The following is a 26565-nucleotide window of genomic DNA, read 5'->3' as shown; positions in this document are numbered from 1 at the left end:
TCACCACTTGTAGGTCACGCGACCGTAAACGTAAGCGCCGTTGAAGCCGTACGGCGAGTAGTTGCTGTACGGGAGCATGCCCCAGGTGGAGTTCTGCAGGTCCACGGTGCGGTCGGGGTACTCGTCCAGCAGGTTGTCCGCACCCAGGGTCAGGGTCCAGTTCTCGCTGGGCTTGTAGGCCACCGAGGCATCGAGCACCCACGAGGCATCGTAGGTCTGGTCGCGGGTCGGGGTGGCTGAATTGCGCACCGTGAATGAGCCGTAGCGCGTGGCGGCCAGGTTCAGGTCCCAGTGGTCCGAACGCCAGGTGCCGCTCAGGATGGTCTTGTCACGCGGGTAGCTGTCTTCGATGCGGCCCACCTCATCGCGGCCGATCAGCGACTGGGTCAGGCCCAGCGAGCCGAACACGGCCGGGGAGGCGATGAACTTCTTCACCTCGGTGTCGTTGTAGCTGTAGGCCGCGGTCAGTTCCAGCGAGCTGGCACTGAACGGGATGGTGTAGCTGGACACCGCGTCCACGCCGCGGGTGCGGGTATCCACGCCGTTGGTGAAGTAGGAGAACGCGGTGACCTGCGGCAGGCCCAGGTCGGCCAGCAGCGCATTGGTGGCAGCGTTGGTGGTGATGTTGGTGGACAGGATGATGCGGTCGTCGATGTCGATCTGGTACGCATCCACGGTCAGGTAGAGGCGGTCGATCGGCTGCAGCACCAGGCCCACGCTGTAGGAGGTGGAGCTTTCGGCCTTCAGCGGGCTGGCACCCAGCGCCTGCGCGGCGGTGCTGGTGGTGGGGAAGGTGCCGCGTTCGACGAACACGCCGTTGACGATGGTGCTGGTCACCGCCTGGTAGCTCTGCTGGGCCAGCGACGGGGCGCGGAAGCCGGACGAGGCGGTGGCACGCAGCGCGACCTTGTCGGTGAAGGCGTAGCGGGCCGACAGCTTGCCGGAGAACTTGTCGCCGAAGTCCGAGTAATCCTCATAGCGACCGGTGACGCCGGCCGAGAACTTATCGGTCAGGTCCGCTTCCAGGCCGGCGTAGACGGCGTAGTTGTCGCGGTCGGCATCGACGGCATTGAGCGGGGTGAAGCCGCCGAAGCCCTGCGCACCGGTGCCGAAGTAGGAATTGGGCTCGCCCGCGCTCTGTTCCCACTTCTCGCGGCGGTACTCACCGCCGAAGGACAGCGTGACCGGGTAGGCCAGGCCCCAGTCCAGCTGCTTGGTGATGTCCACGTTGCCGATGTCCTGGGTGTATTCCAGCGCGCCGGCGTAGAACGAACGCGGGCTGTCCACGCCCAACGCGTAGTTGATGCTGTTGCGGGTGTGGAAGTCGATCTTGTTGGTGCCGTGGTTGTAGCTCACGTCCCAGGTCCAGCCGCTTTCGGTGTCGCCCTTCACGCCGGCCACCAGCGAGCGGTCCTTGGAGTACTGGTTGATTTCCGGCACGAAGCCGTCCGGGTAGGTCTGCGCCAGCAGCGCGCCCTGGCCGCTGTTGGTGCGCGACCGGTAGAACGCGAACGAGGTGATGTCGCGGTTGCTGGCCAGCGCGGTGGCGTAGGCCGAGACGTGGTCGCTGAACTGGAAGCTGGCATTGGCCGAGGCGGCGGTGGCATCCACCTGCGGGTCGCCGACCACGAAGGTGGTCTGGCCCACGCTGGGGAAGTTGCCGGTGTTCGGCGTAGTGCCCTGGTAGGGCCCGGCGCGGTTGCTTTCGTCCTGCTGGGTGATCTGGCCGGCTACGTGCACGCTGCCGCGGCCGTCGGCGAAGCCGATGCCGGTATCGCCGGAGAGCTGGTACTTGTTGCCGTCGCCGGCCGAGTACTGGCCGGCATCCAGGGCCAGGCTGCCGCCCGCGCTGGAGCCCTTGAGCACGATGTTGATCACACCGGCGATGGCGTCCGAGCCGTACTGCGCCGAGGCGCCGTCGCGCAGCACTTCGACGCGCTCGATGGAGGCGATCGGAATGGCGTTGATGTCCACCGCCGACGAGCCGCGGCCAATGCTGCCATTGACGTTGATCTGGGCCGAGGTGTGGCGGCGCTTGCCGTTGACCAGCACCAGTACCTGGTCCGGGGACAGGCCGCGCAGCTGCGCCGGGCGGATGCCACTGGTGCCATCGGTCAGCGCCGGGCGCGGGAAGTTCAGCGAGGGCAGGGCACGCGCCAGCGCGGTGGCCAGTTCGGTGGTGCCGGTGGACTGCAGCGCCTCGGGGGTGATGATGTCGATCGGCGACTGCGACTCGGCCACGGTACGGTCGGCCACACGGGTGCCGGTCACGATGACCGTGTCCAGGGTGTTGGCGGTGGCGCGGGCAGGGGCGTCCTGGGCGGCGACACTGAAGGCGGAGGCCCCGAGGGCGACGGCGACGGCGGCGGCAAGCGTACGGGTCTTGCGGTTCATCAGGATGTGGCTCCGGTTGGGACGAGGCGGCACCGGGCGACATCACGACTGCGGGAAAGCGGGTCAGCGAGGACGGGTGTTGCGGTGCGCAATTAACGGATTAACGGTATTTTTATTGGCTGTCAAATTGAAAAAACGTTGCAAAAGCAACGGTTTAGCAAGATTCGGTCAATCAGGCGGGAAAGGGTCCCGGGGAAAGCGCAGGCAGGTTCGTGGGAGAGAGACGAGGCCTGCCGCGCATCCCGGGGCGCGTCAAGTATTCGTTAACGCTAGAATTGCGTCGCAGGAAAGGTGCTCACCAGCACATTCCATTCCGTTATATGGACCCCCCAGATGATTTCCCTTCGTAACTTCGCCTTGCGCCGCGGCGAGCGGCTGCTGTTGTCCAATGTCGACCTGACCCTGCATGCGGGCTACCGCGTGGGCGTGGTCGGCCGCAACGGGGCCGGCAAGTCCAGCCTGTTCGCGGCCGTGCAGGGCGAGCTGGAGGCCGACAAGGGCGATGTGGACCTGCCCGGCAAGATCCGCATCGCCAGCGTGGCCCAGGAAACCCCGGCGCTGCAGGACCCGGCGCTGCAGTTCGTGCTGGAAGGCGACACCGAAGTGGCGGCCGTGCTGCGCGAGGAAGCCGAGGCGACCGCGCGCGAGGACTGGGAAGCGGTGGCCAATGCGCACCAGAAGATGGCCGAGATCGGTGCGTACGATGCCGAATCCCGTGCGGGCAAGCTGCTGCATGGTCTGGGCTTCCCGTCCGACACCCATTCACGGCCGGTGGCGACGTTCTCCGGTGGCTGGCGCGCGCGACTGAACCTGGCGCGCGCGCTGATGATGCCCAGCGACCTGCTGCTGCTCGACGAACCGACCAACCACCTCGACCTGGACGCGGTGTTCTGGCTGGAACAGTGGCTGCTCAAGTACCCGGGCACGCTGCTGCTGATCTCGCATGACCGCGAGTTCCTCGACAACGTGGCCACCCACACCCTGCACCTGCATGGTGGCGGCGCCAAGCTGTACCCGGGCGGCTACACCGACTTCGAGCGCCAGCGCGCCGAACAGCTGCGCCAGCAGCAGATCGCGCACGAAAAGGAACAGGCCGAGCGTGCCCACCTGCAGAGCTTCATCGACCGGTTCAAGGCGCTGGCCAGCAAGGCAACGCAGGCACAGAGCCGCATGAAGCGCCTGGCCAAACTGACCGGCACCGAAGCGGTGCGTGCCGAGCGCGAGTTCCGCATCGAGTTCGCGCCGCCGGCCAAGCTGCCGTTCTCGCTGATCCGCCTCAACGATGTGGAGGCCGGTTACAGCCCGGACGCGGTGATCCTGCACAACGTGGGCTTCGGCCTGGAGGCGGGGCAGCGCATCGGCCTGCTGGGTCCCAACGGCGCGGGCAAGACCACGCTGGTGCGGACTCTGGTCGGTGAGCTGGACCCGGTGGCCGGCGATCGCTCGGCGCACCCGGACCTGCGCATCGGCTACTTCGCCCAGCACACGGTGGAGTCGCTGCATGAAGGCCAGTCGCCGATGGACCACTTCCGGGACATCTCCCCGGATGGCAGCAACCAGTCCTTCCGCGATTTCCTCGGCAAGTGGAACTTCGCCGGCGACCGTGCCTTCGAGCCGGTGGATGGTTTCTCCGGTGGCGAGCGCGCGCGCCTGGCGCTGGCGATGATCGCCTGGCAGCAGCCCAACGTGCTGCTGCTCGACGAACCGACCAACCACCTTGACCTGGAAATGCGCGAAGCGCTGGCCGAAGCGCTGGCGACCTTCGAAGGGGCGATCGTGATGGTCTCGCACGACCGCCACCTGATCGGCCTGGTCTGCGACACCTTCTGGCGCGTGGCCGACGGAGTGGTGGAGCCGTTCGACGGCGACCTGGACGAGTATGCAGCGTGGCTGCGTTCGCGCCCGGCCGCGCAGGGCACCAAGCAAAAGATGGCGGCTGCCGCGCCGGAGCCGGTGCCGCCGACCCCGCCGCTGCCGCCGAAGAAGACCGTCAACCCGGTCAAGCTGGCCAGCGCCGAAGCCAAGGTCAACGAGCTGGAAGCCCGCTTGGCCGAGCTGGATCGCCAGCTGGCCGACCCGGTCAACTACGCCGACGCCACCCGCATGGCGGTGCTCGGCCGCGACCGCGAAACCACCGCGCAGCAGCTGGAAAAAGCCGAAGCCGCGTGGATGGAATTGATGGCCTGAAGGCCCGTGCCGACCATTGGTCGGCACAAACATGCCCGCGTAGCGACACGCCATGCGTGTCCACGGAATGCCCGAACGAAATCCGGACACGCATGGCGTGTCCTACGCCTGCGCTTCCAACCAGGTCCTGAAACGCTTCCCCGCCTCGCTTTCCGCCCGCGAGCGCAACCGCGTCAGCCAATAACTCCCCAGCTCCAGCGTCTGTGCGAACGGCTGCACCAGCCGCCCCTGCGCCAGGTCCTGTTCGAACATTCGCAATGGCAGCAACGCCACGCCGGCACCGGCGGCGGCCGCGCTGGCCAGCGTCAACGACGAATCAAACACCGGCCCGCGCGCCTCCAGCTCGCCCACGCCAGCGGCCTGCAGCCACTGCGGCCATTCATCGCTGCGGTAGGAACGCAGCAGTGCCACGCTGGCCAGGTCGCGCGGTTGCCGCAGCGTCCGCGCCAGTGCCGGCGCGCACACCGGTGCAAAGGGCGCCGCCAGCACCGGGGTGCACACCTGGCCCTGCCAATCGCCATCGCCGAAGCGGATCGCCAGGTCCAACCCTTCGCCGGCCAGGTCGATGCGGTTGTTGTGGGTCTGCAGGCGCAGCTCGATATCCGGGTGCCGCGTGTTGAAATCGGCCAGCCGCGGCAGCAGCCAACCGGTGGCGAACGTGCCCACTACGCCGACCCCGAGCACTTCGCGGAAATGCCCGCCGACGAACCGGTCCAGGCTCACCGCGATACGGTCGAAGGCCTCGTTGAGCACCGGGTAGAGGCGCGCCCCCTCATCGGTCAGGGCCACTCCACGCGGCAGGCGATGGAACAACACCGCCCCCAGTCGCTCCTCCAACCCCCGGATCTGATGGCTCAAGGCAGCCTGGCTGACGCACAGCTCCAGCGCGGCGCGGGTGAAATTCTGATGGCGCGCGGCGGCCTCGAAGGCACGCAACGCGTTGAGCGGGAGCTGGGGACGAAGCATGGGCGAGTCGTGAGGAATCTTGATGGGTAATGGTAACGCCGGCAGGGCCAGCGGTCGGCGCCACCAACGGTGGCCGCCGTGCGAGGGTAGCGTCGACCGTTGGTCGACCCAGGCGGTGCTGGATGCATCTCGGGCCGTGACCCTCCGTGGTCGATGCAGCACTCCTTGGGCCGACCAACGGTCGGCGCTACCACGCGCGGACGCCATGCGAGGTAACCCTGCCCTTACCACCACGCCATCAATCCTGCTCATGTCTCCTGCTGAGAATACTCGCTGGTGGCATGTGGCCCGAAATGCTTCCATGGCCACTTCCCAGCCCCGGAGATGCCCAATGCTCGCCCGCCGCCAGTTCCTCCAGATGACCGGTGCCGCCGCAGCTTCCGCCTTGGCCGCCACCGTGTTGGCCAAGACCCCGCCGACTGCGCTGGTGGGTGGCAAGCCGCAGGCAGCCGATTTCGCCGCCCTGGAAAAAGCCAGTGGCGGGCGTCTGGGCGTGACCCTGCTCGACACGGCCAGCGGCCGCCGCATCGGCCATCGCCAGGACGAGCGCTTCCCGATGTGCAGCACCTTCAAGTTCGCGCTCTCGGCGGCGGTGCTGCATCTGGCCGACCAGGGCACGCTGTCGCTGGACCGGCGGCTGCCGGTGCGCCAGCAGGACATGCTCTCCCACGCACCGGTGACCAAACGTCACGTGGGCAAGGACCTGACCGTGCGCGACCTGTGCCGCGCGACCATGGTCACCAGCGACAACCCGGCGGCGAACCTGCTGTTGGGGGTGGTCGGCGGGCCGGCCAGGGTGACTGCGTTCCTGCGCGCCAATGGCGATGCGGTGACCCGCAACGATCGCCTGGAGCCGGACATGAACCGGTTCGCGCCCGACGATCCGCGCGATACCACCAGCCCCGCCGCGATGGCCGCCAGCCTGCAGCGGTTCGTGCTGGGGGAGGTGCTCACGCCAGCGTCGCGACTGCAGCTGGCCGACTGGCTGATCGACAACGAAACCGGTGATTCGCGGCTGCGTGCCGGACTGTCGCCGGCGTGGCGGGTGGGCGACAAGACCGGCAGCAATGGCGAGGACACCACCAACGACATCGCCATCCTGTGGCCGCTGGCCGGTGGGGCGCCCTGGGTGCTGACCAGCTACCTGCAGGGTGCCACGGTGGATGATGCCGGGCGCAACGACACGCTGCGCCAGGTGGCGGTTATCGCCGAGAAAATGATCAGCGCGCACGCGCGCTGATCACTGTGGCGTCAGGCGTTGCCGGTTTCCTTGACCGCATCAAGGAACTCGCGCCCCCAGCGATCCACATCGTGGTACTCCACGGTGCCGAACAGCTGGCGCATGCGGCCGTTGGCTTCTTCGTCGGGCATTGACAGCGCCTGCAACAGGCCGGCGCTGAGATCGGCCGGATCATGCGGGTTGGTCAGCACCGCGCCCTTCAACTCGGCCGCCGCGCCAGCGAATTCACTCAACACCAGCACGCCATTGCTGCCTTCGATGCCATGGGTGGCCACGAACTCCTTGGCCACCAGGTTCAGACCATCGCGCAGTGGGGTGATCCACATCACCTGCGCGGCCGCGTAATGCGCCACCACCTCTTCGAACGGCAATGCCTGTGCGAAGAAGCGCACGGGGGTCCAGTCCAGCCGCGAGAAGCGCCCGTTGATACGGCCCACCGCTTGTTCGATCTGGTTCTGCAGCGTGCGGTACACGGTCATCTCGCGCGCGGCCGGCACGCACACCATCAGCAGGGTGACCTTGCCCTGGCGGTCCGGATGCTGCTCCAGCAAGCGCTCGAACGCTTCCAGCTTGGCCAGCGTACCCTTGGTGTAATCCAGCCGCTCCACCGACAGCACCAGCTTGCGCGCACCAATCTCACGGCGCAGCTTGAAGATGTCGTTGCGCACGCTGGGCCGGGCCAGCACATCGTGGATGCGGCGCAGGTCCGTGCCGACCGGGTGCGCACCCAGTGCCACCTCACGGTCACCGACCCGGATGCGCGTGGTCATGGTATCCAGCCCGACCGCGCAGCCATAGGTCAGGAAGCGTGGCGCGCAGCTTTCCCAGGACAACCGCTCCGCCGGCATCGCACCGCGCACCACATCCACGAAGTTCTCCACCTGGCGCGGGATGTGGAAGCCGATGTAATCGCAGCAGAGCAGGCTGCCGATGATCTCGCGGCGCCACGGCACCACGTTGAACACATCAGCCGATGGGAAGTAGGTGTGGTGGAAGAAGGCGATCTTCAGGTCCGGGCGCAGCTCGCGCAGGGTGGCCGGCACCATCCACAGGTTGTAGTCGTGGATCCACACGGTGGCGCCATGTGCGGCTTCGGCGGCGGTGGCTTCGGCGAAGCGCCGGTTGACCTTCAGGAACACCTGCCAGTCATCCTCGCGGAAGCGTGCGCGTTCCCAGAACACATGCAGCATCGGCCAGAACGCTTCCTTGGAGAAGCGCTTGTAGAAGATGTCCACTTCCTGCCGGGTCAGTGGCACGCGCGCGGCCGTCAGCGTGGGGTAGCGCTCGGCGTCCACCGCCATATGGGTCTGGAACGGGCCGCGCTTGGGGTCGTCGATGCCCCAGGCCACCCACGAACCGGTCTGGCCGCCCTGGAAGAAGCTCAGCAGCGAGGGAATGATGCCGTTGGGTGAGCGCGGTGGGCGCTGCACCAGCACGCCGTCTTCCATCACTTCGTCGAAGGGCATGCGGTGGTAAAGCATCACCAGGTCGGCGCCTTCGGCGCGCTTGGCCGCTGGCGGCTTCAGCCACGCATCATCGGCCGGCAGCAGGGCGAAGTGCTCGATCGCCTCAAGGATGCCGCCGCAGCCCGGTGCCTGCGCATGGTAGGTGTGCGCCAGCCCGGTGGTGGCGGCGGTGAGCGCCGGTTCTGAATCGCCCACGCATACGCCGCGGAAGCCGGCGGTGTACATCGACAGGTCGTTGAGCGTATCGCCGGCCACCAGGATGCGGTCACGCGGCAGGTCCAGCAGGCGCGCCAGCGCAGCCAGGGTGCGGCCCTTGTCGGTGTCCGGCGGCAGGATGTCCAGGTAGCGGTCGGCTGAATACAGCACATCGCAGCCCAGCGCCTGCGCGGCTGCTTGGATCTGCGCGCGCAGCGGCGCCAGCGTGGCCGGGTCGCAGAAGTAGGAGCATCGCCGCTCCTGCGGCACGTCCTGGCGCTGCAGCGCGGTGAACGGCCGCATCGCGGCGGCCACCACCTGTTCGCCGGGCCAGTGCGCGTCGATCATCGATTGCAGGGGCTGCAGCGGCTGCAGGGTGTGGCCATCGACCACGGTTGCGCCGACATCGCAGACAACGTAATCGGGGCGCGGAATGGCGGGATCGGAGAGCAGCGGCATCACCGCTTCCAGGCCGCGGCCGGTGATGAAGATCAGGCGGATACCGGGGTGCTGGTCGACCAGCCGGTACAGACGGTGGCGCGCGGCGGCATCGCCGGCGAGAAAGGTGCCATCCAGGTCGGTGGCGAGAATCAGTTGCTGGGCCGGGGGAGCCGCCGGCGTGCGGGATGAGGTGGACGGGGTGGGTGTCAAAACAGTCAATGCACTTCCTTATCGGTGTCGTTGGGTGAGGGAGAAGGGGTGTCCGGCGGCGGAGCGACGTCCGTTTCCGGCATCAATTCCAATGCCGCCGGCGTGGTGCGCAGCATCAGCCGGAACACCACCGGGTGCGTGCGCAGCCGGTCGAAACTGAGCAGGCGCGCGGTGGTGAACAGGGCCAGCACGCCGAGCACCGCGGCGAAATACAGGGGCAGGGCGGCCGGGCCGAACTGCTGCATGGCCGCACCGGCCAGCGCCGGGCCGAACGCCGCGCCCACGCCGTGCACCAGCAGCAGGCTGGAGCAGCCCGACAGCAGGTCCTGGCGCGGCAGGTAATCGAGCATGTGCGCCACCGCGAAGGGATACAGCGCGAACGCCAGGCCGCCATAGAAGAAGAACAGCCCGAACAACAGCCAAGTCTGCTGTTGGATCATCGGCATCGCGGCCACCAGCGCGATGCCGGCGGCGGCCAGGCACAGCGCCACCAGCCCGACGCGCCGGTCATGGCCGTCGCTGATATGCCCCAGCGGCCACTGCAGCAGCGCGCCGCCGGCAATGGCGGTGAGCATGAAGCGGGCCACGCCGTCATTGTCGAGGCCCACCTCGCCGGCATACACCGGGAGCAGGCCCCAGAACGCGCCCATGGCCAGGCCCGACAGCCCGGCGGCGACCGTGGCCACCGGCGCCATGGCGTACAGGCGCGACAGCGTCAGGCGCGGCACCGACGGCACCTCCGGTGGGGTGAGCCGGGTGGCGGTGATCGGCAGCACTGCGGCGCAGACCAGCATGGCGATCAGCATGAACATCGACATGGCCGGCGCATTGCTGACCATCAGCAGGATCTGGCCCAGCGCCAGCGCGGAAAGATTGACCACCATGTACAGCGAGAACGCACGGCTGCGCTGGCGCGGGTCGGGTTCGGCGTTGAGCCAGCTTTCGATCACCGTGTACAGGCCCACCAGCGCGATGCCGGTGATGATGCGCAGCAGCCCCCACAGCCAGGCGTTGAGCCACAGCGGATGCAGCAGCACCGCGATGGCGGCGAGGGCGGCAAAGAAGGCGAACGCACGGATATGCCCGATACGGCCGATCAGCGACGGGGCGAAGAAGGTGCCCATGAAGAAGCCGGCAAAATAACCGGACATCACCAGGCCCAACGTACCGGCACCGAAGCCGGCTTCACCGCCGCTCACCGCCAGCAAGGTGCCCAGAAGCCCGCTGCCGGTCAACAGCAGCGCTACTCCCGTCAGCAGGGCGGTCAGCCGCAACACGCGTGCGACCTTCGTGGGGAAGGCGAACCGGTCACGACAACGACCCTAACACAGACATGATTAATCCCTTGTCGCGGATGGCGCGGATTTGCGCATTGCGCCCACGCGGGCTACGGTGTCCGCATGACTGTGTACAAGTTCCTGCCGCTCGCGGCTGCGTCGTTGCTCGCCGCGTGTGGTGGCCAGCGTGACAGCGTGGCCCACGATGTTGCGATGGCCCCGGCCGACGCGTTTCTCGCTGCTGTTGCCGCGCATTGCGGCAAGGCGTTTGAAGGCCATATCGCCGTCAACGAGCCAAAGGGCACCGGGCCTGACCCGTTCGACGGCAAGCGCCTGGTGATGCATGTGCGCGGCTGCGATGACGCCTCGCATACGCTGCGCATTCCCTTCCATGTGGGTGACGATCATTCGCGCACCTGGGTGCTGAGCCGTACCGATACCGGCCTGCGCCTCAAGCACGATCACCGCCATGCAGATGGCAGTCCGGACGCGGTCACGATGTACGGTGGCGACAGTGCACCGCCCGGCACCGCGCAGCGCCAGTCGTTCCCGGTGGATGCCGATTCGGTGGCGATGTTCCGCAAGGCCGGCATGGAGGCGTCGGTGACCAATACGTGGGCGATGGAAATCGAGCCGGACAAGACGTTCGTGTACGAGCTCACCCGCCCGGGTGGACGCCGGTTCCAGGTGGTGTTCGACCTCGCCCACCCGGTGGCGTTGCCGCCCGCGCCCTGGGGCGCGGACACCGAGCCGACCAACAAATAGCCGCGCCGGTAGGGCCCGACCGTTGGTCGGGCCGCGTTCCCGTCAACGCGCGCCGAACCTCGCCCGGCACCCGTTGCTGACCCACACCATGCTCGGCCGATAGCCCCAGCTGCGGTTCTCTACGCAACTGCTGCCCGACAGCTGCTCCAGCAGCACTGGCCTGCCTTGGCGTGAATCCCACGCGCAGGTCTGCTGGCGGTTGCCGTTGCTGCTGCAGGTCACGCTGTAGTTGCTGCCGCCTCCGCCGCCGCCCCAGTTGCCGCGCGATTCGGCGAATTCGCCGCGGCAGCCGCGGGTGACCCAGATGGCGTTGCCGCGCATGCCCCAGGTCTGGTTCTGCACGCAGGCCGAGCCGGAGATCTGCCGGACCAGTGCGGCATTGCGCCACGGGGTAGGGCAGCTGCGCTCGCGGTTGTCGTTGCTTTCGCAGCGGATGGTGGTGCCGGGGCCGCCGGTACCCGGCCCCCAGCCGCCCCCACGGCCTTCGACGAATTCGGCCCGGCAGCCGCCGCTGACCCAGACCTGGCCATTGCGGGAGCCCCAGTTGTTGCCTTCCACGCAGCGGGTGCCGGAGATCTGCCGGGACAGGCGCGCGCTGCGCCAGCCGGTGGTGCAGACCCGCTGGCGGTTGTCGTTGCTTTCGCAGCGGACCACCCCATTGTTGCCGCCGCCGCCGGGGTTCCATCCGCCGCCGGAGCCGCCCAGCGAGGTGGCGATGTCCTGCTTGATCCGGGAAAAGCCCCAGGACGAGCGGTTCACCTGGTCCAGGTAGAAGCGCATCTGGTCGTCGGGGATGCGCCGCCCCCCGGACTGTTCGGCGTATTCCTGGGCAATGACCCGCTGCTGGTCCTGGACCGACAGGGTGCGGAGGTTCTCCGGGGCGTAGGCCCGGGCATTGACCTGGGCCTGGGCCTGCAGCGACGGGGCGCCGCAGGCCAGCAGGGCGGTGAAACAAGCGACAGCGAGGCGGTTCATGGCAAATCCCCTTGCGCATGGTGGTGCGCGGACTATAGGTACGGGTCGTATTAAGCCCGTGTGACCGTCCGGATTTGCCCGATCGGGTCGCCGGCCGCAGAATAACGGGCTGACCGGTGCCGCCTGGCGCCGGCAATCTCCTGCGGAGCTTTACCCCCATGCGTACCCACTTCTGTGGCCTGGTCGACGAGACCCTGATTGGCCAGACTGTCACCCTCGCCGGCTGGACCGACGTTGCCCGCAACCTGGGCGGCGTGTGCTTCATCGATCTTCGCGATCATGAGGGCATCGTGCAGGTGACGGTGGAGCCTGAGAACGCGGACGTGTTCAAGGTCGCCGCCAGCCTCGGCTACGAGGACGTGCTGCAGGTGGAAGGCGTGGTGCGCAGGCGCCATGCGGTGAACGACAAGATCCGTACCGGCCAGGTCGAGATCGTCGCCACCCGCATCACCGTGCTCAACAAGGCCGAACCGCTGCCGTTCCACGCCCACGAGAACCCGGGCGAAGAAACCCGCCTGAAGTACCGTTACCTGGACCTGCGCCGCCCGGAAATGCAGCGCATGCAGCGCACCCGCATCAAGCTGGTGCAGGCGCTGCGCCGCCACCTCGATGGCGACGGCTTCCAGGACATCGAAACCCCGATCCTGACCAAGGCCACCCCGGAAGGCGCACGCGACTTCCTGGTGCCGGCGCGCATGCACCCGGGCGAGTTCTACGCCCTGCCGCAGTCGCCGCAGCTGTTCAAGCAGATCCTGATGGTGGCTGGCTTCGACCGCTACTACCAGATTGCGCGCTGCTTCCGCGACGAAGCGCTGCGCGCCGACCGCCAGCTGGAATTCACCCAGCTGGACATGGAATTCGCCTTCGTGCGCGAGCGCGACGTGCAGGACTACGTGGAAGGCATGATCCGCGCGATCTTCAAGGAAGTGGTCGACGTGGAGCTGGCTGCCAGCTTCCCGCGCATGACCTGGGCCGAGGCGATGCGTCGCTATGGCTCGGACAAGCCGGACCTGCGCATCGCGCTGGAGCTGGTGGACGTGGCCGAGCTGGTCAAGGCCAGCGAATTCCCGGTGTTCACCGCCGCCGCCAATGATGCCGATGGCCGCGTCGCCGCGCTGCGCATCCCGGGCGGTGCCAGCCTGTCGCGCAAGCAGATCGATGAGTACGCCGCGCACGCCGCCAAGTACGGCGCCAAGGGCCTGGCCTACATCAAGATCGCCGAGAACGGCGAAGTCAGCTCGCCCATCGCCAAGTTCTTCAGCGAAGAGGCCTTCGCCGCGCTGGTCGCCCACGTCGGCGCCGGTAACGGCGACATCGTCTTCTTCGGCGCCGGCGGCTACAACAAGGTGTCCGACTTCATGGGCGCGCTGCGCCTGAAGGCCGGCAAGGACTTCAACCTGGTCGCCGACGGCTGGGCGCCGCTGTGGGTTACCGACTTCCCGATGTTCGAGTACGACGACGAAGCCCAGCGCTACGTCGCCCTGCATCACCCCTTCACCGCTCCGGCGGTGGATGACATCGCCGACCTGCGCGCCAATGCGAAGACGGCCGTGTCGCGCGGCTACGACATGGTGCTCAACGGCAACGAGATCGGTGGCGGTTCGATCCGTATCCACCGCTCGGACATGCAGAGCACGGTGTTCGAGCTGCTGGGCATCGGCGCCGAAGAGGCCGAGGCCAAGTTCGGCTTCCTGCTTGATGCGCTGCGTTTCGGCGCGCCGCCGCACGGTGGCATCGCCTTCGGCATCGACCGCATTGCGGCGCTGATGGCCGGCACCGAATCGATCCGCGACGTGATCCCGTTCCCGAAGACCACCGGCGCGCAGTGCCTGATGACCGGCGCCCCGTCGCCGATCCCGGACGAGCAGCTGGCCGAAGTGCACATCCAGGTCCGCCCGCGGAAAAACTGATTCCGCGATCGTCCGATCGCACCCCTCCCGGTAGCGCCGGCCGTTGGCCGGCCCCCCTCACCGTCACATCGCTCAGGAGATCCAGGTAATGACCGAGTTCGCGTTCGTATTGGAATGGGAAAAGCTGGGCAATGAAGGCGCCGATGCCAACCTGGTGACCGAACGCGCCCGCGTGTTCGGTGGCTGGCTGGTGCGCGTGGGGACCAACCCGGCCGCGATGGCGCTGACCTTCGTCGCCGATGGCGAAGGCCGCTGGGACGGTGAGGACTTCGGCGTCGAGGATTACGAGGACGACGAAGAGGAAGAAGACGAAGAGTACGAAGAGGGCGAGGAAGAGGACGAGGAGGACGAGGAAGACGAGGAGGAGTACGAGGAAGAGGACGAAGAAGACGGCGAAGAGGAAGACGCCGCCAAGGGGACGCAGGCCTGAGGCCTGCCCCGTACCCGTCCATGTACACCATCCGCCGCGCCGGCCCCGATGACGCACCGACCCTGTCGGTGCTGGCTACCCGTACCTTCGTGGAAACCTTCGGCCACCTGTACCAGGCCCAGGACCTGCAGGACTTCCTGGACGAGGCCTACGCGGAAGACCGCCAGCGCGTGATCCTGTCCCACCCCGATTACGCCGTGTGGCTGCTCGAGCTGGATGGCGTGGCGGTCGGCCACGCCGCCGCCGGCCCCTGTGGCCTGCCGCACCCGGACGTGAAACCGGGTGACGGCGAGCTCAAGCGGCTGTACCTGATCAAGGAACAGCAGAGCTGCGGTTGGGGCAGCCGCCTGCTGGAAACCGCGCTGACCTGGCTGGAGCGCAACGGCCCGCGCACCCTTTGGCTGGGGGTGTGGTCGGAGAACTTCGGCGCCCAGCGTTTCTACGCCCGCTATGGGTTCAGCAAGGTGGGTACCTACGAATTCCCGGTCGGCCAGGTGCGCGACCTTGAGTTCATCCTGCGCCGCCCGCCGCAGGCGACCTGAACGGCGGCGGGTTTCACCCGCCGTTCCTTCGTCCATTTGTCTAATGGCACCGTTGGCTACCTCTGGAACGGTTTCGCACCGGCTACGCTGAGCACATGACTCCCCCCGTTTTACTGCTGCACGGCATCTGGAATGCCCGCGCCTGGGTTGGCCCGTTGGCCTGGCGCCTGCGCGCGCGCGGCTTCAGCGTGGATACCTTCGGCTACGCCAGCGTGTTCGGCGGCCCCGACGTGGCCGTGCCGCAGCTGTTGAAGCGGCTGCAGGACAGCGGCCCGGTAGCGCTGGTCGGGCACAGCCTGGGTGGTCTGGTGGCGCTGGAGGCCCTGCGCCGCCAGCCGGACCTGCCGGTGTCGCGGGTGGTCTGCCTGGGCTCGCCGCTGCGCGGCAGCGGCACCGCCCGTTCGCTGGCCGAGCATGGCTGGTCGCTGGCACTGGGCCGCAGCAGCGAACTGCTGCTCGATGGCCTGCCGGCCTGGGAGGGCAGGGCGCAGGTCGGGCTGATCGCCGGTTCCGTGCCGCATGGGCTGGGCAGCCTGCTGGGTGCCTGTGGCGACGCCTCCGACGGCACCGTGGCGCTGGATGAGACCCGCCTGCCGGGCCTGGCCGACCACTGCGTGGTGGCCGCCAGCCACAGCGGGCTGGTGTTTTCCCCGGACGCCGCCCGCCAGACCGCCGCGTTCCTGCGCGATGGCTGCTTCCGCCCGGACCCGGCCGCGCACGCCGCCTGAGTCCCGGCTAACACGGTGAGGGCGGCCGATCAGGTAGAATCCGCGCCCTGTTCCTGACGCAAGCACGGAAACACCCATGGGTAGAGGCCCTTCCATCGAAAACCGCAAAAACGCGTCTGACGCGAAGCGCGGCAAGATTTTCACCAAGATCATCCGTGAGATCGGCGTAGCCGCGCGCGGCGGTGGAGGCGACCCCAACAACAACCCGCGCCTGCGGGTGGCCATGGACAAGGGCCTGGCCTCGAACATGTCCAAGGACGTGATCGAACGGGCCATCAAGAAGGCCACCGGCGAGCTGGAAGGCGTTGAATACGAAGAGATCCGCTACGAGGGCTATGCCCCCGGTGGCGTGGCCGTGATCGTGGACTGCCTGACCGACAACCGCGTGCGCACCGTGGCCGATGTCCGCCACGCGTTCAGCAAGTGCGGCGGCAACATGGGCACCGAAGGCTCGGTGTCCTTCATGTTCAAGCGCATGGGCGTGCTGCACTTCGCCGGCGGCGCCAACGAGGACGCGGTGACCGAGGCGGCCATCGAGGCCGGCGCCGATGACATCGTGGTGTACCCGGAAGACGGCGCCATCGACGTGCTGACCGCGGCGGACATGTACCACGCGGTCAAGGATGCGCTGGAGGCCGGTGGGCTGAAGCCGGACCACGCCGAGCTGACCTTCCGCGCCGACAACGACATCAAGGTCGAGGGCGACACCGCCCTGCAGGTCAAGAAGCTGCTGGACATGCTGGAAGACCTGGACGATGTGCAGGACGTGTTCTCCAACGCCGACCTCGGCGCGGACGCCTACGCCTGACGTCCATGCCCCCGTCTCGCCAAGTGCGACGTCGGGGGCGGACAATGCGGACCATGATGACTCCCGACGTTCCACGCATGATCCGCATCCTCGGCATCGACCCCGGTTCGCAACGCACCGGGGTGGGCATCATTGATGTGGACCCCACCGGCAGAGTGCTGCACGTGCACCACCTGCCGCTGGTGCTGCTGGGCGCCGACGACTTCCCCAACCGCATGAAGCTGCTGGTGCTGGGGCTCAACGCGCTGGTGGAGGAATACCGCCCGCACGAAGTGGCCATCGAGAAGGTGTTCATGGCGCGCAACCCGGATTCGGCCCTGAAGCTGGGCCAGGCCCGCGGCGCGGCGATCTCGGCGGTGGTCATGCGCGACCTGCCGGTGCACGAATACGCGGCCAGCGAGATCAAGCTGGCGGTGGTGGGCCGGGGCGGGGCGGAGAAGCAACAGGTCCAACACATGGTCGGGCTTATGCTCAACCTGAAAACCAGGCTGCAGGCCGACGCCGCCGACGCGTTGGCCGTGGCGATCACCCACGCCCACGTAAGGGCAACGGCGCAGCGCCTGGGCGTCAATGCCCGCCAGGCCTGGAGCCGGAAATGAGGACATCTGCATGATTGGTCGTCTGCGTGGGATCGTGGCGTACAAGGCGCCGCCGTGGCTGCTGATCGACGTCAACGGCGTCGGCTACGAACTGGAGGCGCCGATGAGCACCTTCTACGACCTGCCCGAACTGGGCCGCGAGGTCACCCTGTTCACCCACTACGCGCAGAAGGAAGACAGCGTGTCGCTGTATGGCTTCCTGCGCGAGGGCGAGCGCCGGTTGTTCCGCGACGTGCAGAAGGTCAGCGGCATCGGCGCCAAGATCGCGCTGGCGGTGCTGTCCGGGGTGAGCGTGGATGAGTTCGCGAAGATGGTGCAGGCCGGTGACATCACCGCGCTGACCCGCATTCCGGGCATCGGCAAGAAGACCGCCGAGCGCATGGTGCTGGAACTGCGCGACCGCGCGGCCAATTTTGGCGGCGGCGGCGCGCCCATTGCCGGCGCAGCGCCGGCCACCGACCCGGTCTCCGAAGCCACCGTGGCCCTGCAGCAGCTGGGTTACAAGCCGACCGAGGCCGCGCGCATGGCGCGCGATGCCAACGCCGAGGGCGATGATGTCGCCACCGTGATCCGCAAGGCCCTGCAGGCCGCGCTGCGCTGAGCGCGCCGGCCTTTTTCCCTACCGACCGACGCCCTCCCGGAGTCCCATGTCCACCTCTTCCACCCAGCACGACAGCGGCCAGCACGGGCACGGCCATGCGCCGGCCGCCAGCGGCCTGGCCCTGATCGTCGGCGCCATCGGCGTGGTGTTCGGCGACATCGGTACCAGCCCGCTGTATACCCTGAAGGAAGCGTTCTCGCCGCATTACGGCCTCAACAGCGACCACGACACCGTGCTGGGCGTGCTCTCGCTCGCGTTCTGGGCGCTGAACATCGTGGTGACGCTGAAGTACGTCACCATCATCATGCGCGCCGACAACGACGGCGAGGGCGGCATCATGGCGTTGATGGCGCTGACCCAGCGCACCCTCCGCCACGGGTCGCGCTCGGCCTACGTGGTGGGCATCCTGGGCATCTTCGGCGCCTCGCTGTTCTTCGGCGACGGCGTGATCACCCCCGCCATTTCCGTACTGGGCGCGGTGGAGGGCCTGGAAGTCGCCGCACCGGGCCTGCATGCCTTCATCGTACCGATCACCGTGGTGGTGCTGTTGGCGGTGTTCGCCGTGCAGCGCTTCGGCACCGAGAAGATCGGCAAGCTGTTCGGGCCGATCACCTCGATCTGGTTCATTTCGCTGGCCGCGATCGGCATCTGGAACATCGTGGATTCGCCCGAAGTGCTCAAGGCCTTCAACCCGATGTGGGCGCTGCGCTTCTTCATGGAGCATGGCTGGCACGGCATCTTCATCCTCGGTGCGGTGGTGCTGGCGGTGACCGGTGGCGAGGCGCTGTATGCGGACATGGGCCACTTCGGGGCCAAGCCGATCCGCCACGCCTGGTATTTCTTCGTGCTGCCGTGCCTGGTGCTGAACTATCTGGGGCAGGGCGCGCTGGTGCTCAACAATCCCGAAGCGGTGAAGAACCCGTTCTTCGAGGCGGTGCCGGAGTGGGCGCTGTACCCGATGATCATCCTGGCCACCATGGCCGCGGTGATCGCCTCGCAGTCGGTCATCACCGGCGCGTTCTCGGTCTCGCGCCAGGCCATGCAGCTGGGCTACATCCCGCGCATGCGCATCACCCATACCTCGCACGACACCATCGGCCAGATCTACATCCCGGGCATCAACTGGGGTATCGCGGTGATGGTGATCGGGCTGGTGCTGGCCTTCCGCAGCTCCTCCAACCTGGCGGTGGCCTACGGCATCTCGGTGTCGGCCACGATGCTCATCGATACCCTGCTGCTGGCACTGGTGGCCCGCGCGCTGTGGCCGACCTCGCGTTACTGGATCATCCCGCTGTGCGTGGTGTTCTTCATCATCGACCTGGGCTTTGTGATCGCCAACGGCGCCAAGCTGCTGCAGGGCGCGTGGTTCCCAGTGGTGCTGGGCATCGTGCTGTTCACCATGATGCGCACCTGGCGGCGTGGCCGCGAGCTGCTGCGCGATGAGATCCGCAAGGACGGCATCCGGCTGGATACCTTCCTGCCCGGGCTGATGCTGGCCCCGCCGGTACGGGTGCCGGGCACGGCGGTGTTCCTCACCGCCGACCCCTCGGTGGCCCCGCACGCGCTGATGCACAACCTCAAGCACAACAAGGTGCTGCACGAGCGCAACGTGTTCCTGCACGTGGAAACCCTGCCCATTCCGTATGCGATGGAAGGCAAGCGCCTGAAGATCGAATCGGTGGGCGATGAGTTCTACCGCGTGTTCGTGCGCTTCGGGTTCATGGAAACCCCGGACGTGCCGCTGGCGCTGATGCGCTCGTGCGACCACGGCGGGATCTACTTCGACCCGATGGACACCACCTTCTTCGCCAGCCGCGAGACCATCGTGGCCACCGCCAACCGCGGCATGCCGATCTGGCGCGACAAGCTGTTCGCGCTGATGCACCGGAACGCGGCGCCGGCGACCGGGTTCTTCCGGATCCCAGGAAATCGCCTCGTAGAGCTGGGCGCGCAGGTCGAGATCTGACTGCGTCAGACCTCGACCTGCGGCCCAAGGTTTGCTTTGCAAACCTCGGGTCCCGGGGCATTCCGCCTTATCCCCGCGCCGTTGGCGCGCCCCCTTCAACAACAAGTGGGCTCTCCCCCAGACACGTCGTCGGTAGCGCCGGCCGTTGGCCGGCCCGCAGGAAGCCCCGAAACATGCGTCATTGCTTCATAATCGGGCAATGACCGACGACCGCATCATCGGCGCCGGTGCCACCCGCGAGGATGACACCACCGACGCCAGCATCCGCCCCAAGCGCATGGCCGATTACCTTGGCCAGGCGCCCGTGCGCGAGCAGCTGTCGATCTACATCGAAGCGGCCAAGGCCCGTGGCGATGCGCTGGACCATGTGCTGATCTTCGGGCCGCCGGGCCTGGGCAAGACCACCCTGAGCCACGTCATCGCCAACGAGCTGGGCGTGGCGCTGCGGGTGACCTCCGGGCCGGTGATCGAAAAGGCCGGCGACCTGGCCGCGCTGCTCACCAACCTGCAGCCGCACGACGTGCTGTTCATCGATGAAATCCACCGCCTGTCGCCGGTGGTGGAAGAAGTGCTGTACCCGGCGATGGAAGATTTCCAGATCGACATCATGATCGGCGAGGGGCCTGCGGCCCGCTCGATCAAAATCGACCTGCCGCCGTTCACCCTGATCGGCGCCACCACCCGGGCCGGCCTGCTGACCGCGCCGCTGCGCGACCGCTTCGGCATCGTGCACCGGCTGGAGTTCTACACCCCCGAAGAGCTGACCAGGATCGTCCGGCGTTCGGCAGCCATCCTCGGCATCGACTGCACCGCCGATGGCGCGGCGGAAATCGCGCGGCGTTCGCGCGGCACCCCGCGCATCGCCAACCGGCTGCTGCGCCGGGTGCGCGACTACGCCCAGGTCAAGGCCGCCGGCCATATCGACCAGGACGTGGCGCAGGCCGCCATGCAGATGCTGAAAGTGGACCCGGAAGGCTTCGACGACCTCGACCGGCGCATGCTGCGCACGCTGATCGATTACTTCGACGGCGGCCCGGTAGGCGTGGAATCGATGGCCGCGGCGCTGTCCGAAGAGCGCGGCACCCTGGAAGATGTGGTCGAACCCTACCTGATCCAGCAGGGCTTCCTGGTGCGCACCGCGCGCGGCCGCATGGCTACCCAGAAGGCCTACCGCCACCTGGGGCTGAAGCCGAAGAATCCCCCGGCCGACCTGTTCGCGGAGGTGCCGGATGTCGGTTGACCTGCGGTTCAGTTGGCCGACACGCATATATTGGGAAGATACCGACGCTGGCGGGGTGGTCTACCACGCCCGCTACGTGGCCTTCATGGAGCGGGCGCGCACCGAATGGATGCGGGCCCTGGGCTACGGCCAGGAACGCACCCGCACCGAGCATGGCCTGGTGTTCGCGGTCCGGTCGATGACCATGGAGTTCCTCAAGCCGGCGCGGCTGGACGACGCGCTGGCGGTGACCGCCACGCTGGTGCAGTGCAAGCGCGCCAGCATGGTGTTCGACCAGGCGGTGTGTCGCGGCGATGAAACGCTGCTGACCGCGCAGGTGAAAATCGCGGCACTGGACGCTGCCACATTCAAGCCGCGCGGCATGGACGATGCTCTCCACGCCGCGCTGAAACCCCACGTAATTCAAATAGCCGCATATTGAGGAACAACGGATGATCGGAATGCTCCTGGCCCTGCAGGCCACGGTGGTCGAAGCGCTGCCGCAGGAAGTCACCAGCGCCGCGTCGCAGACCGTCGCCCAAGCCGCGCACGGCGGTGGCATCAATTACCTGGACCTGATGATCAAGGCCAGCCTGCCGGTGAAGATCATCGTGCTGCTGCTGCTGGCCGGCTCGTTCATCAGCTGGGTGATCATCTTCCGCAAGGCGCGCGTGTTCAACGCCGCCAACCGCGAAGCCGATGAGTTCGAAAGCCGCTTCTGGTCCGGTGCCGACCTGGGCAAGCTGTACAGCGCTGCCACCGACCGCAATCGCAAGGTGGGCGGCCTGGAGGCAATCTTCGAGGCCGGTTTCCGCGAATTCACCCGCCTGCGCGACAAGCGCCGGCTGGATGGCCGCGCCCAGCTCGAAGGCGCCCAGCGCGCCATGCGCACCACCTTCACCCGTGAAGTGGACCAGATGGAACGCAGCCTGGAGCTGCTGGCCAACATCGGTTCCACCGCCCCCTACGTGGGCCTGGTGGGCACCGTGTTCGGCATCATGGTGACCATGCACGACATGATCAACAGCGGTGAGCAGGCCGGTATCGCCTCGGTTGCACCGGGTATTTCCGAAGCCCTGTTCGCCACCGCCATCGGCCTGTTCGTGGCCATCCCGGCGGTGTGGGCCTACAACCGCTTCACCACCCGCGTCGAGCGCCTGTCGGTCCGCTTCGAGACCTTCGCCGAAGAGTTCAGCTCGATCCTGCAGCGCCAGTCCGCGGGCGACGAGTAAGCGCCCAGCACAAGGATCACGCCATGACCGCTGCCATCGGCCGCCGCAAGCGCCGCAAGCTCAAATCCGAAATCAACGTCGTGCCGTACATCGACGTCATGCTGGTGTTGTTGATCATCTTCATGGTCACCGCGCCGCTGCTCACCCTGAGCTTTGAAGTGGACCTGCCCAGTTCGCAGGCCAAGGCGCTGGAGAGCAAGCAGGACCCGGTGATCGTCTCGGTGCGCCTGGACGGCCAGCTCAGCCTGAAGCTGCCGGAAGCCAAGGAGCCGGCGCCGATGGACGCCGGCCAGCTGCAGGCCCAGCTCGGCGCGCTCGCCGCACAGGACAAGAACCTGCGCGTGATCGTGGCCGCCGACAAGGCCGTGGCCTATGAAAAGGTGGTCGCGGCGATGGACGTGATCAAGCGCGCCAACGTGGAAAAGGTGGGCCTGGCGACCGATGCACGCTGAAGCCCTGCCACCGCAGCGCCAGCCGGAAGGCGAGTGGGGCCTGCCGATCGCCCTGGCGATCCTGGTCCACGTGCTGCTTGCGCTGGTGTTCATCGCCGCCTGGCTGTGGTCACCCCAGCGCAGCACCGAAGCGGCCGCCGGCGATCCGGCCATTGAAGCCAGCCTGCAGCTGTCGGCCTCGGAAGCCGCTGCGGCACGCCAGGCGCTGCGCGCCTCGGAAAAACTGCCTGACCTGCCCGAGCCGGTGGCCGAGCCGATCCCGGTGGAAGAAGACACCGTGCCGCCGCCGCAGCCGCTGCCCGAGCCGCGCCCGCAGGACGCGCCCACTCCGCAGCAGCAAAACGCCCAGGAACGCATCGCCCAGCCCGACACCGTCGACCAGGCCGCGGTCAACGCGATGTCGATCTCGGCCGAGAAGGCCAAGCAGGAGCAGGAAGCCAAGCGGCGCCAGGAGCAGATCGACCTGACCGAGCGCAAGCGCGTGGAAGAGGCCGAGCAGAAACTGCGTCTGGCCAAGCAGCAGGAAGAGGCCGCGCAGAAGAAGAAGCTGGCCGAGCAGGAGCAGAAGGCCAACGACGTCAAGGCAGAAGCCGAGCGCCAGAAGAAGATCGCCGAGATCCGCAGCCGCCGCGAGGCCGCCGAGAAGGAAGCGAAGCTCGCCGAGCAGAAGCTGCGCCAGCTGGCTGCCGCGCGTGCCGCCGCAGGGCAGTCCACCGCCGGTTCCAGCGGCGCCGCCCAGCCGGCCGCAGGCGGCGGCGGTACCAGCGACGACCTGCGGGCCAAGTACGCGGCAGCGATCCAGCAGAAGGTGCTGGCGGCGTGGACCCGCCCGGACAACGTGCCGTTCGGCCAGCGCTGCAAGATCGTGATCGTGCAGCTGCCCGGTGGCAACGTGAATTCGGCCAAGGTCAGCCCGGATTGCCCGTTCGACGAGGCCGGCCGCCGTTCGATCGAAGCGGCCGTGCTCAACGCCCAGCCGCTGCCGTACCGCGGCTTCGAAGAGGTGTTCTCGCGCCAGCTCAACTTCACCTTTACCGCCCAGGACAACTGATCCCGGGCGGGCAGGCCGTGCCCGGTTTCGTTAATGACACGTGATTTTTCGTCGCATGACCACTCGGATTTCACACCCGGTTGGTTCATGATTGCGAAACCGTTCACTGCACTGCTGTTATCCCTCGTTCTGGTTTTCCCCCTATAGAGCGCCCATGAAGAAGATGCCTCGCTGGTTTGCCGTGTTCGCGGCTTTGTTGTTCCTGCCACTTGCCGCCGCTGCGCAGCAGAGGGGCCTGGACATCGACATCATCGGCGGCAACGCCTCCGCGCTGCCCATCACCGTGGTGCCCATGCCCTACCAGGGCTCGGCCGCCGCCCCGCAGACCGACGTGGCGCAGGTGGTTCGCGCTGACCTGGAGCGTTCCGGCCAGTTCCGCACCCTGCCCGAAGCGCAGATCGTCGAAAAGCCCACCCGTGGCGGCGAGATCCAGTTCGCCACCTGGCGCGCGCTGAAGCAGAACTACATCGTGGTCGGCCGGGTCATGGACGCCGGTGCCGGCGCCTACCGCGTCGAATACGAGCTGTATGACGTGCCCAAGGGCGAGCGCCTGCTGGGCCTGGCGATGACCGCCCGTGGCAATGCCATGCGCGACGTCGCCCACCAGATGGCCGACGCCATCTACGAAAAGATCACTGGTGTGCGCGGCGCCTTCTGGACCCGCATTGCCTATGTCACCGCCAGCGGCAAGGGCGATGCCATGCGCTACGCGCTGATGGTGGCCGATTCGGACGGCTTCAACCCGCAGACCATCGTGCGTTCGGCCGAACCGCTGCTGTCGCCCTCGTGGAGCCCGGATGGCAACCGCCTGGCCTACGTCAGCTTCGAGCGTGGCAATTCGGCGATCTACATCCAGAACATCGCCACCGGCGCCCGTGAGCTGGTCACCAGCTTCCGCGGCATCAACAGCGCCCCGTCGTTCTCCCCGGACGGCCGCCGCCTGGCCCTGTCGCTGTCGCGCAGCGGCAACCCGGAAATCTACGTGATGGACCTGGGCAGCAAGCAGCTCACCCAGCTCACCAACCACTTCGCCATCGACACCGAGCCGACCTGGAGCGCAGACGGTTCCAGCGTCTACTTCACCTCCGACCGTGGCGGCCGCCCGCAGATCTACCAGGTCTCCTCCAGTGGTGGCAGCGCCTCGCGCGTGACCTTCCAGGGCAACTACAACGCCACCCCGAGCATGTCCTACGACGGCAAGAAGCTGGTCGTGGCGCAGGGCAGCGGCAATACCTACAAGATCGCGATGATGGACAGCAGCCTGGGCTCGCCGCGCTGGAGCACGCTGTCGCCGGGTTCGCTTGACGAGTCCCCCACGTTTGCGCCCAACGCAAGCATGGTGCTGTATGCCGCCCGCGAGGGTGGTCGTGGAGTGTTGTATGCCGTGTCGGCTGATGCGCGCGTGCGCCAGCGGCTGGTACTGGCCGACGGTGATGTCCGCGAACCTTCTTGGTCGCCATACCGTACAAAGCGCTAACAGAGTGTTAAGATCCGCACGTATTCATCCCTACATCCGGCTTTAGGAGCCTCAAAGGTAACTACATGAACAAGACCACCCGCGTTTTGCTTGTCTCCCTGCTGTCCGTGGCCGCTCTGGCCGGTTGCTCCAAGAAGGTCAAGGAACAGCCTGCTGCTCCGGTCGACACCGGCAGCACCTCGCAGCCGACCGGCCCGTCGACCTCCGGCCTGTACGGCCCGGGCGACCTGGACACCGACGCCTGCCTGCGCCAGCGCGTTGTGTTCTTCGACCTGGACCAGGATGCAATCAAGCCGGAATTCCAGGCTCAGATGGCCTGCCACGCCAAGTACCTGCGTGACCGTCCGTCGTCCCGCATGACCCTGCAGGGTCACACCGACGAGCGCGGTTCGCGCGCCTACAACCAGGCCCTGGGTGAGCGTCGTGCCAACGCCGTGTCCTCGGCGCTGCAGGCCAACGGTGGTTCGGCCAGCCAGATCACCGTCGTGTCCTACGGTGAAGAGCGTCCGACCTGCACCGAGTCGAACGAAGGTTGCTGGTCGCAGAACCGTCGCGTCGAAATCGTCTACACCGCGCAGTAATCCATGCGCATCGGCATCAAATCCCTGATGCTGGTCGTTGCGGCAGCCCTCGTGGCTGCCGCACCGGCGCAGGCCCAGCGGCAGAGCCTGGCCGACCGCGTTGGCGCGCTCGAGCAGCAGGCCTACAACAACAGCTCCAACCAGGACCTGTTGAACCAGGTCAACCAGCTTCGGCAGCAGATCCAGCAGCTGCAGAGCACGGTTGAGCAGCTCCAGAACGAAAACGCCCAGCTCAAGCAGACCTCGCAGGACCAGTACCTGGACCTGGACGGGCGTCTGAACCGTATTGAAGGTGGCTCGGCCCCGATCCTTCCGGCCGCTCCGGCCGCGAATGCACCGGCCGTTGCCCCCAAGCCCGCCGCACCGGCAGTGGCCGCCACCGAGCGGCCGCCCTCCGTGCACGGCGACCCGGGCAGCCTTGCCGCCAGTGGCGATGAGCGCACCGCGTACAACGTGGCCTTTGATTCGCTCAAGGCCGGCAAGTACGACGACTCGGCCCAGCTGTTCCTGAGCTTCCTCGAGCTCTATCCCAATGGCGTCTACACCCCCAACGCGCTGTACTGGCTGGGTGAAAGCTACTACGCCACCCGCAATTTCCCGCTCGCCGAGGCGCAGTTCCGCGACCTCATCGCGCGTTACCCGACCCACGACAAGGCCTCTGGTGGCCTGTTGAAGATCGGCCTTTCCCAGTACGGCGAAGGCAGGATCGATGAAGCCCAGGCCACCCTGGAGCAGGTCGTCAACACCTATCCCGGCTCCGACGCCGCGCGCACCGCGCAGGACCGTCTGCAGGCCATCCGCCTCGGCCAGCAGATCCGCTGAGGCCCCGACCGGCCAAGGCCGGTATAATCAA

General features: G+C 67.3%; 24 protein-coding genes. 19 read left to right on the top strand and 5 right to left on the bottom strand.

Translation table 11 applies throughout. The annotated features are described in order from the left end of the window. Entirely contained in the window at positions 1 to 2394 is a 2394-nt protein-coding gene (locus SOM39_RS04245) for a TonB-dependent receptor plug domain-containing protein (RefSeq protein WP_068853770.1), read from the bottom strand. A 333-nt stretch (positions 2395 to 2727) separates the two neighbouring features. On the opposite strand from SOM39_RS04245, the gene SOM39_RS04240 reads away from it, so the two are divergent. Beyond that, a complete protein-coding gene (locus SOM39_RS04240) occupies positions 2728 to 4581 on the top strand; it encodes an ABC-F family ATP-binding cassette domain-containing protein (RefSeq protein WP_093533739.1) in 1854 nt (617 codons plus the stop codon). 102 nt (positions 4582 to 4683) lie between these two features. Here SOM39_RS04240 and SOM39_RS04235 read toward each other — a convergent pair whose 3' ends face one another. Then, on the bottom strand, positions 4684 to 5547 hold the full coding sequence (locus SOM39_RS04235; RefSeq protein ID WP_320457564.1) for a LysR family transcriptional regulator: 864 nt from the start codon (positions 5545 to 5547) through the stop codon (positions 4684 to 4686). 331 nt (positions 5548 to 5878) lie between these two features. On the opposite strand from SOM39_RS04235, the gene blaL2 reads away from it, so the two are divergent. Beyond that, entirely contained in the window at positions 5879 to 6787 is a 909-nt protein-coding gene (gene blaL2, locus SOM39_RS04230; RefSeq protein WP_320457563.1) for a L2 family extended-spectrum class A beta-lactamase, read from the top strand. Positions 6788 to 6798: 11 nt separating this feature from the next. Here the strand turns inward: blaL2 and ggpS are convergent, their stop codons facing one another. Together ggpS and SOM39_RS04220 are read right to left on the bottom strand one after the other, a co-directional pair. Further along, complete coding sequence (gene ggpS, locus SOM39_RS04225; protein ID WP_320457665.1) at positions 6799 to 9042, bottom strand: glucosylglycerol-phosphate synthase; 2244 nt, start codon at positions 9040 to 9042, stop codon at positions 6799 to 6801. 62 nt (positions 9043 to 9104) lie between these two features. After that, a complete protein-coding gene (locus tag SOM39_RS04220; RefSeq protein ID WP_320457562.1) occupies positions 9105 to 10376 on the bottom strand; it encodes an MFS transporter in 1272 nt (423 codons plus the stop codon). Positions 10377 to 10499: 123 nt separating this feature from the next. On the opposite strand from SOM39_RS04220, the gene SOM39_RS04215 reads away from it, so the two are divergent. Further along, complete coding sequence (locus SOM39_RS04215; RefSeq protein WP_320457561.1) at positions 10500 to 11141, top strand: hypothetical protein; 642 nt, start codon at positions 10500 to 10502, stop codon at positions 11139 to 11141. Between the two features lie 42 nt (positions 11142 to 11183). On the opposite strand, the gene SOM39_RS04210 is transcribed toward SOM39_RS04215, so the two are convergent. Beyond that, a complete protein-coding gene (locus SOM39_RS04210; RefSeq protein ID WP_320457560.1) occupies positions 11184 to 12116 on the bottom strand; it encodes a DUF3011 domain-containing protein in 933 nt (310 codons plus the stop codon). 158 nt (positions 12117 to 12274) lie between these two features. Here SOM39_RS04210 and aspS point away from each other — a divergent pair, with 158 nt between their 5' ends. The 16 genes from aspS to ybgF all read left to right on the top strand — a co-directional run bounded on the left by aspS (position 12275) and on the right by ybgF (position 26534). Further along, complete coding sequence (gene aspS, locus SOM39_RS04205; RefSeq protein WP_093533745.1) at positions 12275 to 14026, top strand: aspartate--tRNA ligase; 1752 nt, start codon at positions 12275 to 12277, stop codon at positions 14024 to 14026. Between the two features lie 88 nt (positions 14027 to 14114). Continuing rightward, on the top strand, positions 14115 to 14456 hold the full coding sequence (locus SOM39_RS04200) for a DNA primase (protein WP_320457559.1): 342 nt from the start codon (positions 14115 to 14117) through the stop codon (positions 14454 to 14456). A 20-nt stretch (positions 14457 to 14476) separates the two neighbouring features. After that, positions 14477 to 14998, top strand: coding sequence for a GNAT family N-acetyltransferase (locus tag SOM39_RS04195; protein WP_320457558.1), 522 nt, complete (start codon positions 14477 to 14479; stop codon positions 14996 to 14998). A gap of 95 nt (positions 14999 to 15093) precedes the next feature. Then, positions 15094 to 15726, top strand: coding sequence for an esterase/lipase family protein (locus SOM39_RS04190; RefSeq protein WP_320457557.1), 633 nt, complete (start codon positions 15094 to 15096; stop codon positions 15724 to 15726). Positions 15727 to 15802: 76 nt separating this feature from the next. Next, positions 15803 to 16534, top strand: a complete 732-nt coding sequence (locus tag SOM39_RS04185; RefSeq protein WP_068853759.1) for a YebC/PmpR family DNA-binding transcriptional regulator — start codon at positions 15803 to 15805, stop codon at positions 16532 to 16534. Positions 16535 to 16611: 77 nt separating this feature from the next. After that, on the top strand, positions 16612 to 17133 hold the full coding sequence (gene ruvC / locus SOM39_RS04180) for a crossover junction endodeoxyribonuclease RuvC (protein WP_184126845.1): 522 nt from the start codon (positions 16612 to 16614) through the stop codon (positions 17131 to 17133). Between the two features lie 10 nt (positions 17134 to 17143). Further along, a complete protein-coding gene (ruvA, locus tag SOM39_RS04175; RefSeq protein ID WP_068853757.1) occupies positions 17144 to 17734 on the top strand; it encodes a Holliday junction branch migration protein RuvA in 591 nt (196 codons plus the stop codon). A 46-nt stretch (positions 17735 to 17780) separates the two neighbouring features. Further along, on the top strand, positions 17781 to 19700 hold the full coding sequence (locus SOM39_RS04170; RefSeq protein ID WP_068853756.1) for a potassium transporter Kup: 1920 nt from the start codon (positions 17781 to 17783) through the stop codon (positions 19698 to 19700). Between the two features lie 199 nt (positions 19701 to 19899). Beyond that, positions 19900 to 20940: a Holliday junction branch migration DNA helicase RuvB gene (gene ruvB / locus SOM39_RS04165; protein WP_184126745.1), complete on the top strand. Its 1041-nt coding sequence runs from the start codon at positions 19900 to 19902 to the stop codon at positions 20938 to 20940. Continuing rightward, complete coding sequence (ybgC, locus tag SOM39_RS04160) at positions 20930 to 21361, top strand: tol-pal system-associated acyl-CoA thioesterase (protein WP_095364364.1); 432 nt, start codon at positions 20930 to 20932, stop codon at positions 21359 to 21361. Before ruvB ends, ybgC begins: the two co-directional genes overlap by 11 nt. A 10-nt stretch (positions 21362 to 21371) precedes the next feature. After that, positions 21372 to 22151: a protein TolQ gene (gene tolQ, locus SOM39_RS04155; protein ID WP_068853753.1), complete on the top strand. Its 780-nt coding sequence runs from the start codon at positions 21372 to 21374 to the stop codon at positions 22149 to 22151. Between the two features lie 23 nt (positions 22152 to 22174). Next, a complete protein-coding gene (gene tolR, locus SOM39_RS04150) occupies positions 22175 to 22603 on the top strand; it encodes a protein TolR (protein ID WP_068853752.1) in 429 nt (142 codons plus the stop codon). Then, complete coding sequence (gene tolA / locus SOM39_RS04145; protein ID WP_095364363.1) at positions 22593 to 23654, top strand: cell envelope integrity protein TolA; 1062 nt, start codon at positions 22593 to 22595, stop codon at positions 23652 to 23654. The genes tolR and tolA overlap by 11 nt, the downstream gene beginning before the upstream one ends. Before the next feature lie 154 nt (positions 23655 to 23808). Beyond that, positions 23809 to 25131 (top strand): Tol-Pal system beta propeller repeat protein TolB, encoded by a 1323-nt coding sequence (gene tolB, locus SOM39_RS04140; RefSeq protein WP_068853750.1) that lies wholly within the window; start codon positions 23809 to 23811, stop codon positions 25129 to 25131. A 65-nt stretch (positions 25132 to 25196) separates the two neighbouring features. Continuing rightward, entirely contained in the window at positions 25197 to 25712 is a 516-nt protein-coding gene (gene pal / locus SOM39_RS04135; protein ID WP_093533752.1) for a peptidoglycan-associated lipoprotein Pal, read from the top strand. Positions 25713 to 25715: 3 nt separating this feature from the next. Continuing rightward, positions 25716 to 26534: a tol-pal system protein YbgF gene (ybgF, locus tag SOM39_RS04130; RefSeq protein WP_217538415.1), complete on the top strand. Its 819-nt coding sequence runs from the start codon at positions 25716 to 25718 to the stop codon at positions 26532 to 26534. Positions 26535 to 26565 lie beyond the last annotated feature (31 nt).

The organism is Stenotrophomonas sp. CFBP8994 (assembly GCF_034044835.1).
GTDB lineage: Bacteria > Pseudomonadota > Gammaproteobacteria > Xanthomonadales > Xanthomonadaceae > Stenotrophomonas > Stenotrophomonas rhizophila_A.
The sequence above is the reverse complement of the archived record's forward strand: the minus strand, read 5'-3'. Positions and strand labels throughout refer to the sequence as shown.

What these genes read in the sequence shown, in the direction of transcription:
- SOM39_RS04245 (WP_068853770.1), bottom strand. Translation starts at nt 2,394, where the DNA reads ATGAACCGCAAGACCCGTACGCTTGCCGCCGCCGTCGCCGTCGCCCTC.
- SOM39_RS04240 (WP_093533739.1), top strand. Translation starts at nt 2,728, where the DNA reads ATGATTTCCCTTCGTAACTTCGCCTTGCGCCGCGGCGAGCGGCTGCTG.
- SOM39_RS04235 (WP_320457564.1), bottom strand. Translation starts at nt 5,547, where the DNA reads ATGCTTCGTCCCCAGCTCCCGCTCAACGCGTTGCGTGCCTTCGAGGCC.
- blaL2 (WP_320457563.1), top strand. Translation starts at nt 5,879, where the DNA reads ATGCTCGCCCGCCGCCAGTTCCTCCAGATGACCGGTGCCGCCGCAGCT.
- SOM39_RS04215 (WP_320457561.1), top strand. Translation starts at nt 10,500, where the DNA reads ATGACTGTGTACAAGTTCCTGCCGCTCGCGGCTGCGTCGTTGCTCGCC.
- SOM39_RS04210 (WP_320457560.1), bottom strand. Translation starts at nt 12,116, where the DNA reads ATGAACCGCCTCGCTGTCGCTTGTTTCACCGCCCTGCTGGCCTGCGGC.
- aspS (WP_093533745.1), top strand. Translation starts at nt 12,275, where the DNA reads ATGCGTACCCACTTCTGTGGCCTGGTCGACGAGACCCTGATTGGCCAG.
- SOM39_RS04200 (WP_320457559.1), top strand. Translation starts at nt 14,115, where the DNA reads ATGACCGAGTTCGCGTTCGTATTGGAATGGGAAAAGCTGGGCAATGAA.
- SOM39_RS04195 (WP_320457558.1), top strand. Translation starts at nt 14,477, where the DNA reads ATGTACACCATCCGCCGCGCCGGCCCCGATGACGCACCGACCCTGTCG.
- SOM39_RS04190 (WP_320457557.1), top strand. Translation starts at nt 15,094, where the DNA reads ATGACTCCCCCCGTTTTACTGCTGCACGGCATCTGGAATGCCCGCGCC.
- SOM39_RS04185 (WP_068853759.1), top strand. Translation starts at nt 15,803, where the DNA reads ATGGGTAGAGGCCCTTCCATCGAAAACCGCAAAAACGCGTCTGACGCG.
- ruvC (WP_184126845.1), top strand. Translation starts at nt 16,612, where the DNA reads ATGATCCGCATCCTCGGCATCGACCCCGGTTCGCAACGCACCGGGGTG.
- ruvA (WP_068853757.1), top strand. Translation starts at nt 17,144, where the DNA reads ATGATTGGTCGTCTGCGTGGGATCGTGGCGTACAAGGCGCCGCCGTGG.
- SOM39_RS04170 (WP_068853756.1), top strand. Translation starts at nt 17,781, where the DNA reads ATGTCCACCTCTTCCACCCAGCACGACAGCGGCCAGCACGGGCACGGC.
- ruvB (WP_184126745.1), top strand. Translation starts at nt 19,900, where the DNA reads ATGACCGACGACCGCATCATCGGCGCCGGTGCCACCCGCGAGGATGAC.
- ybgC (WP_095364364.1), top strand. Translation starts at nt 20,930, where the DNA reads ATGTCGGTTGACCTGCGGTTCAGTTGGCCGACACGCATATATTGGGAA.
- tolQ (WP_068853753.1), top strand. Translation starts at nt 21,372, where the DNA reads ATGATCGGAATGCTCCTGGCCCTGCAGGCCACGGTGGTCGAAGCGCTG.
- tolR (WP_068853752.1), top strand. Translation starts at nt 22,175, where the DNA reads ATGACCGCTGCCATCGGCCGCCGCAAGCGCCGCAAGCTCAAATCCGAA.
- tolA (WP_095364363.1), top strand. Translation starts at nt 22,593, where the DNA reads ATGCACGCTGAAGCCCTGCCACCGCAGCGCCAGCCGGAAGGCGAGTGG.
- tolB (WP_068853750.1), top strand. Translation starts at nt 23,809, where the DNA reads ATGAAGAAGATGCCTCGCTGGTTTGCCGTGTTCGCGGCTTTGTTGTTC.
- pal (WP_093533752.1), top strand. Translation starts at nt 25,197, where the DNA reads ATGAACAAGACCACCCGCGTTTTGCTTGTCTCCCTGCTGTCCGTGGCC.
- ybgF (WP_217538415.1), top strand. Translation starts at nt 25,716, where the DNA reads ATGCGCATCGGCATCAAATCCCTGATGCTGGTCGTTGCGGCAGCCCTC.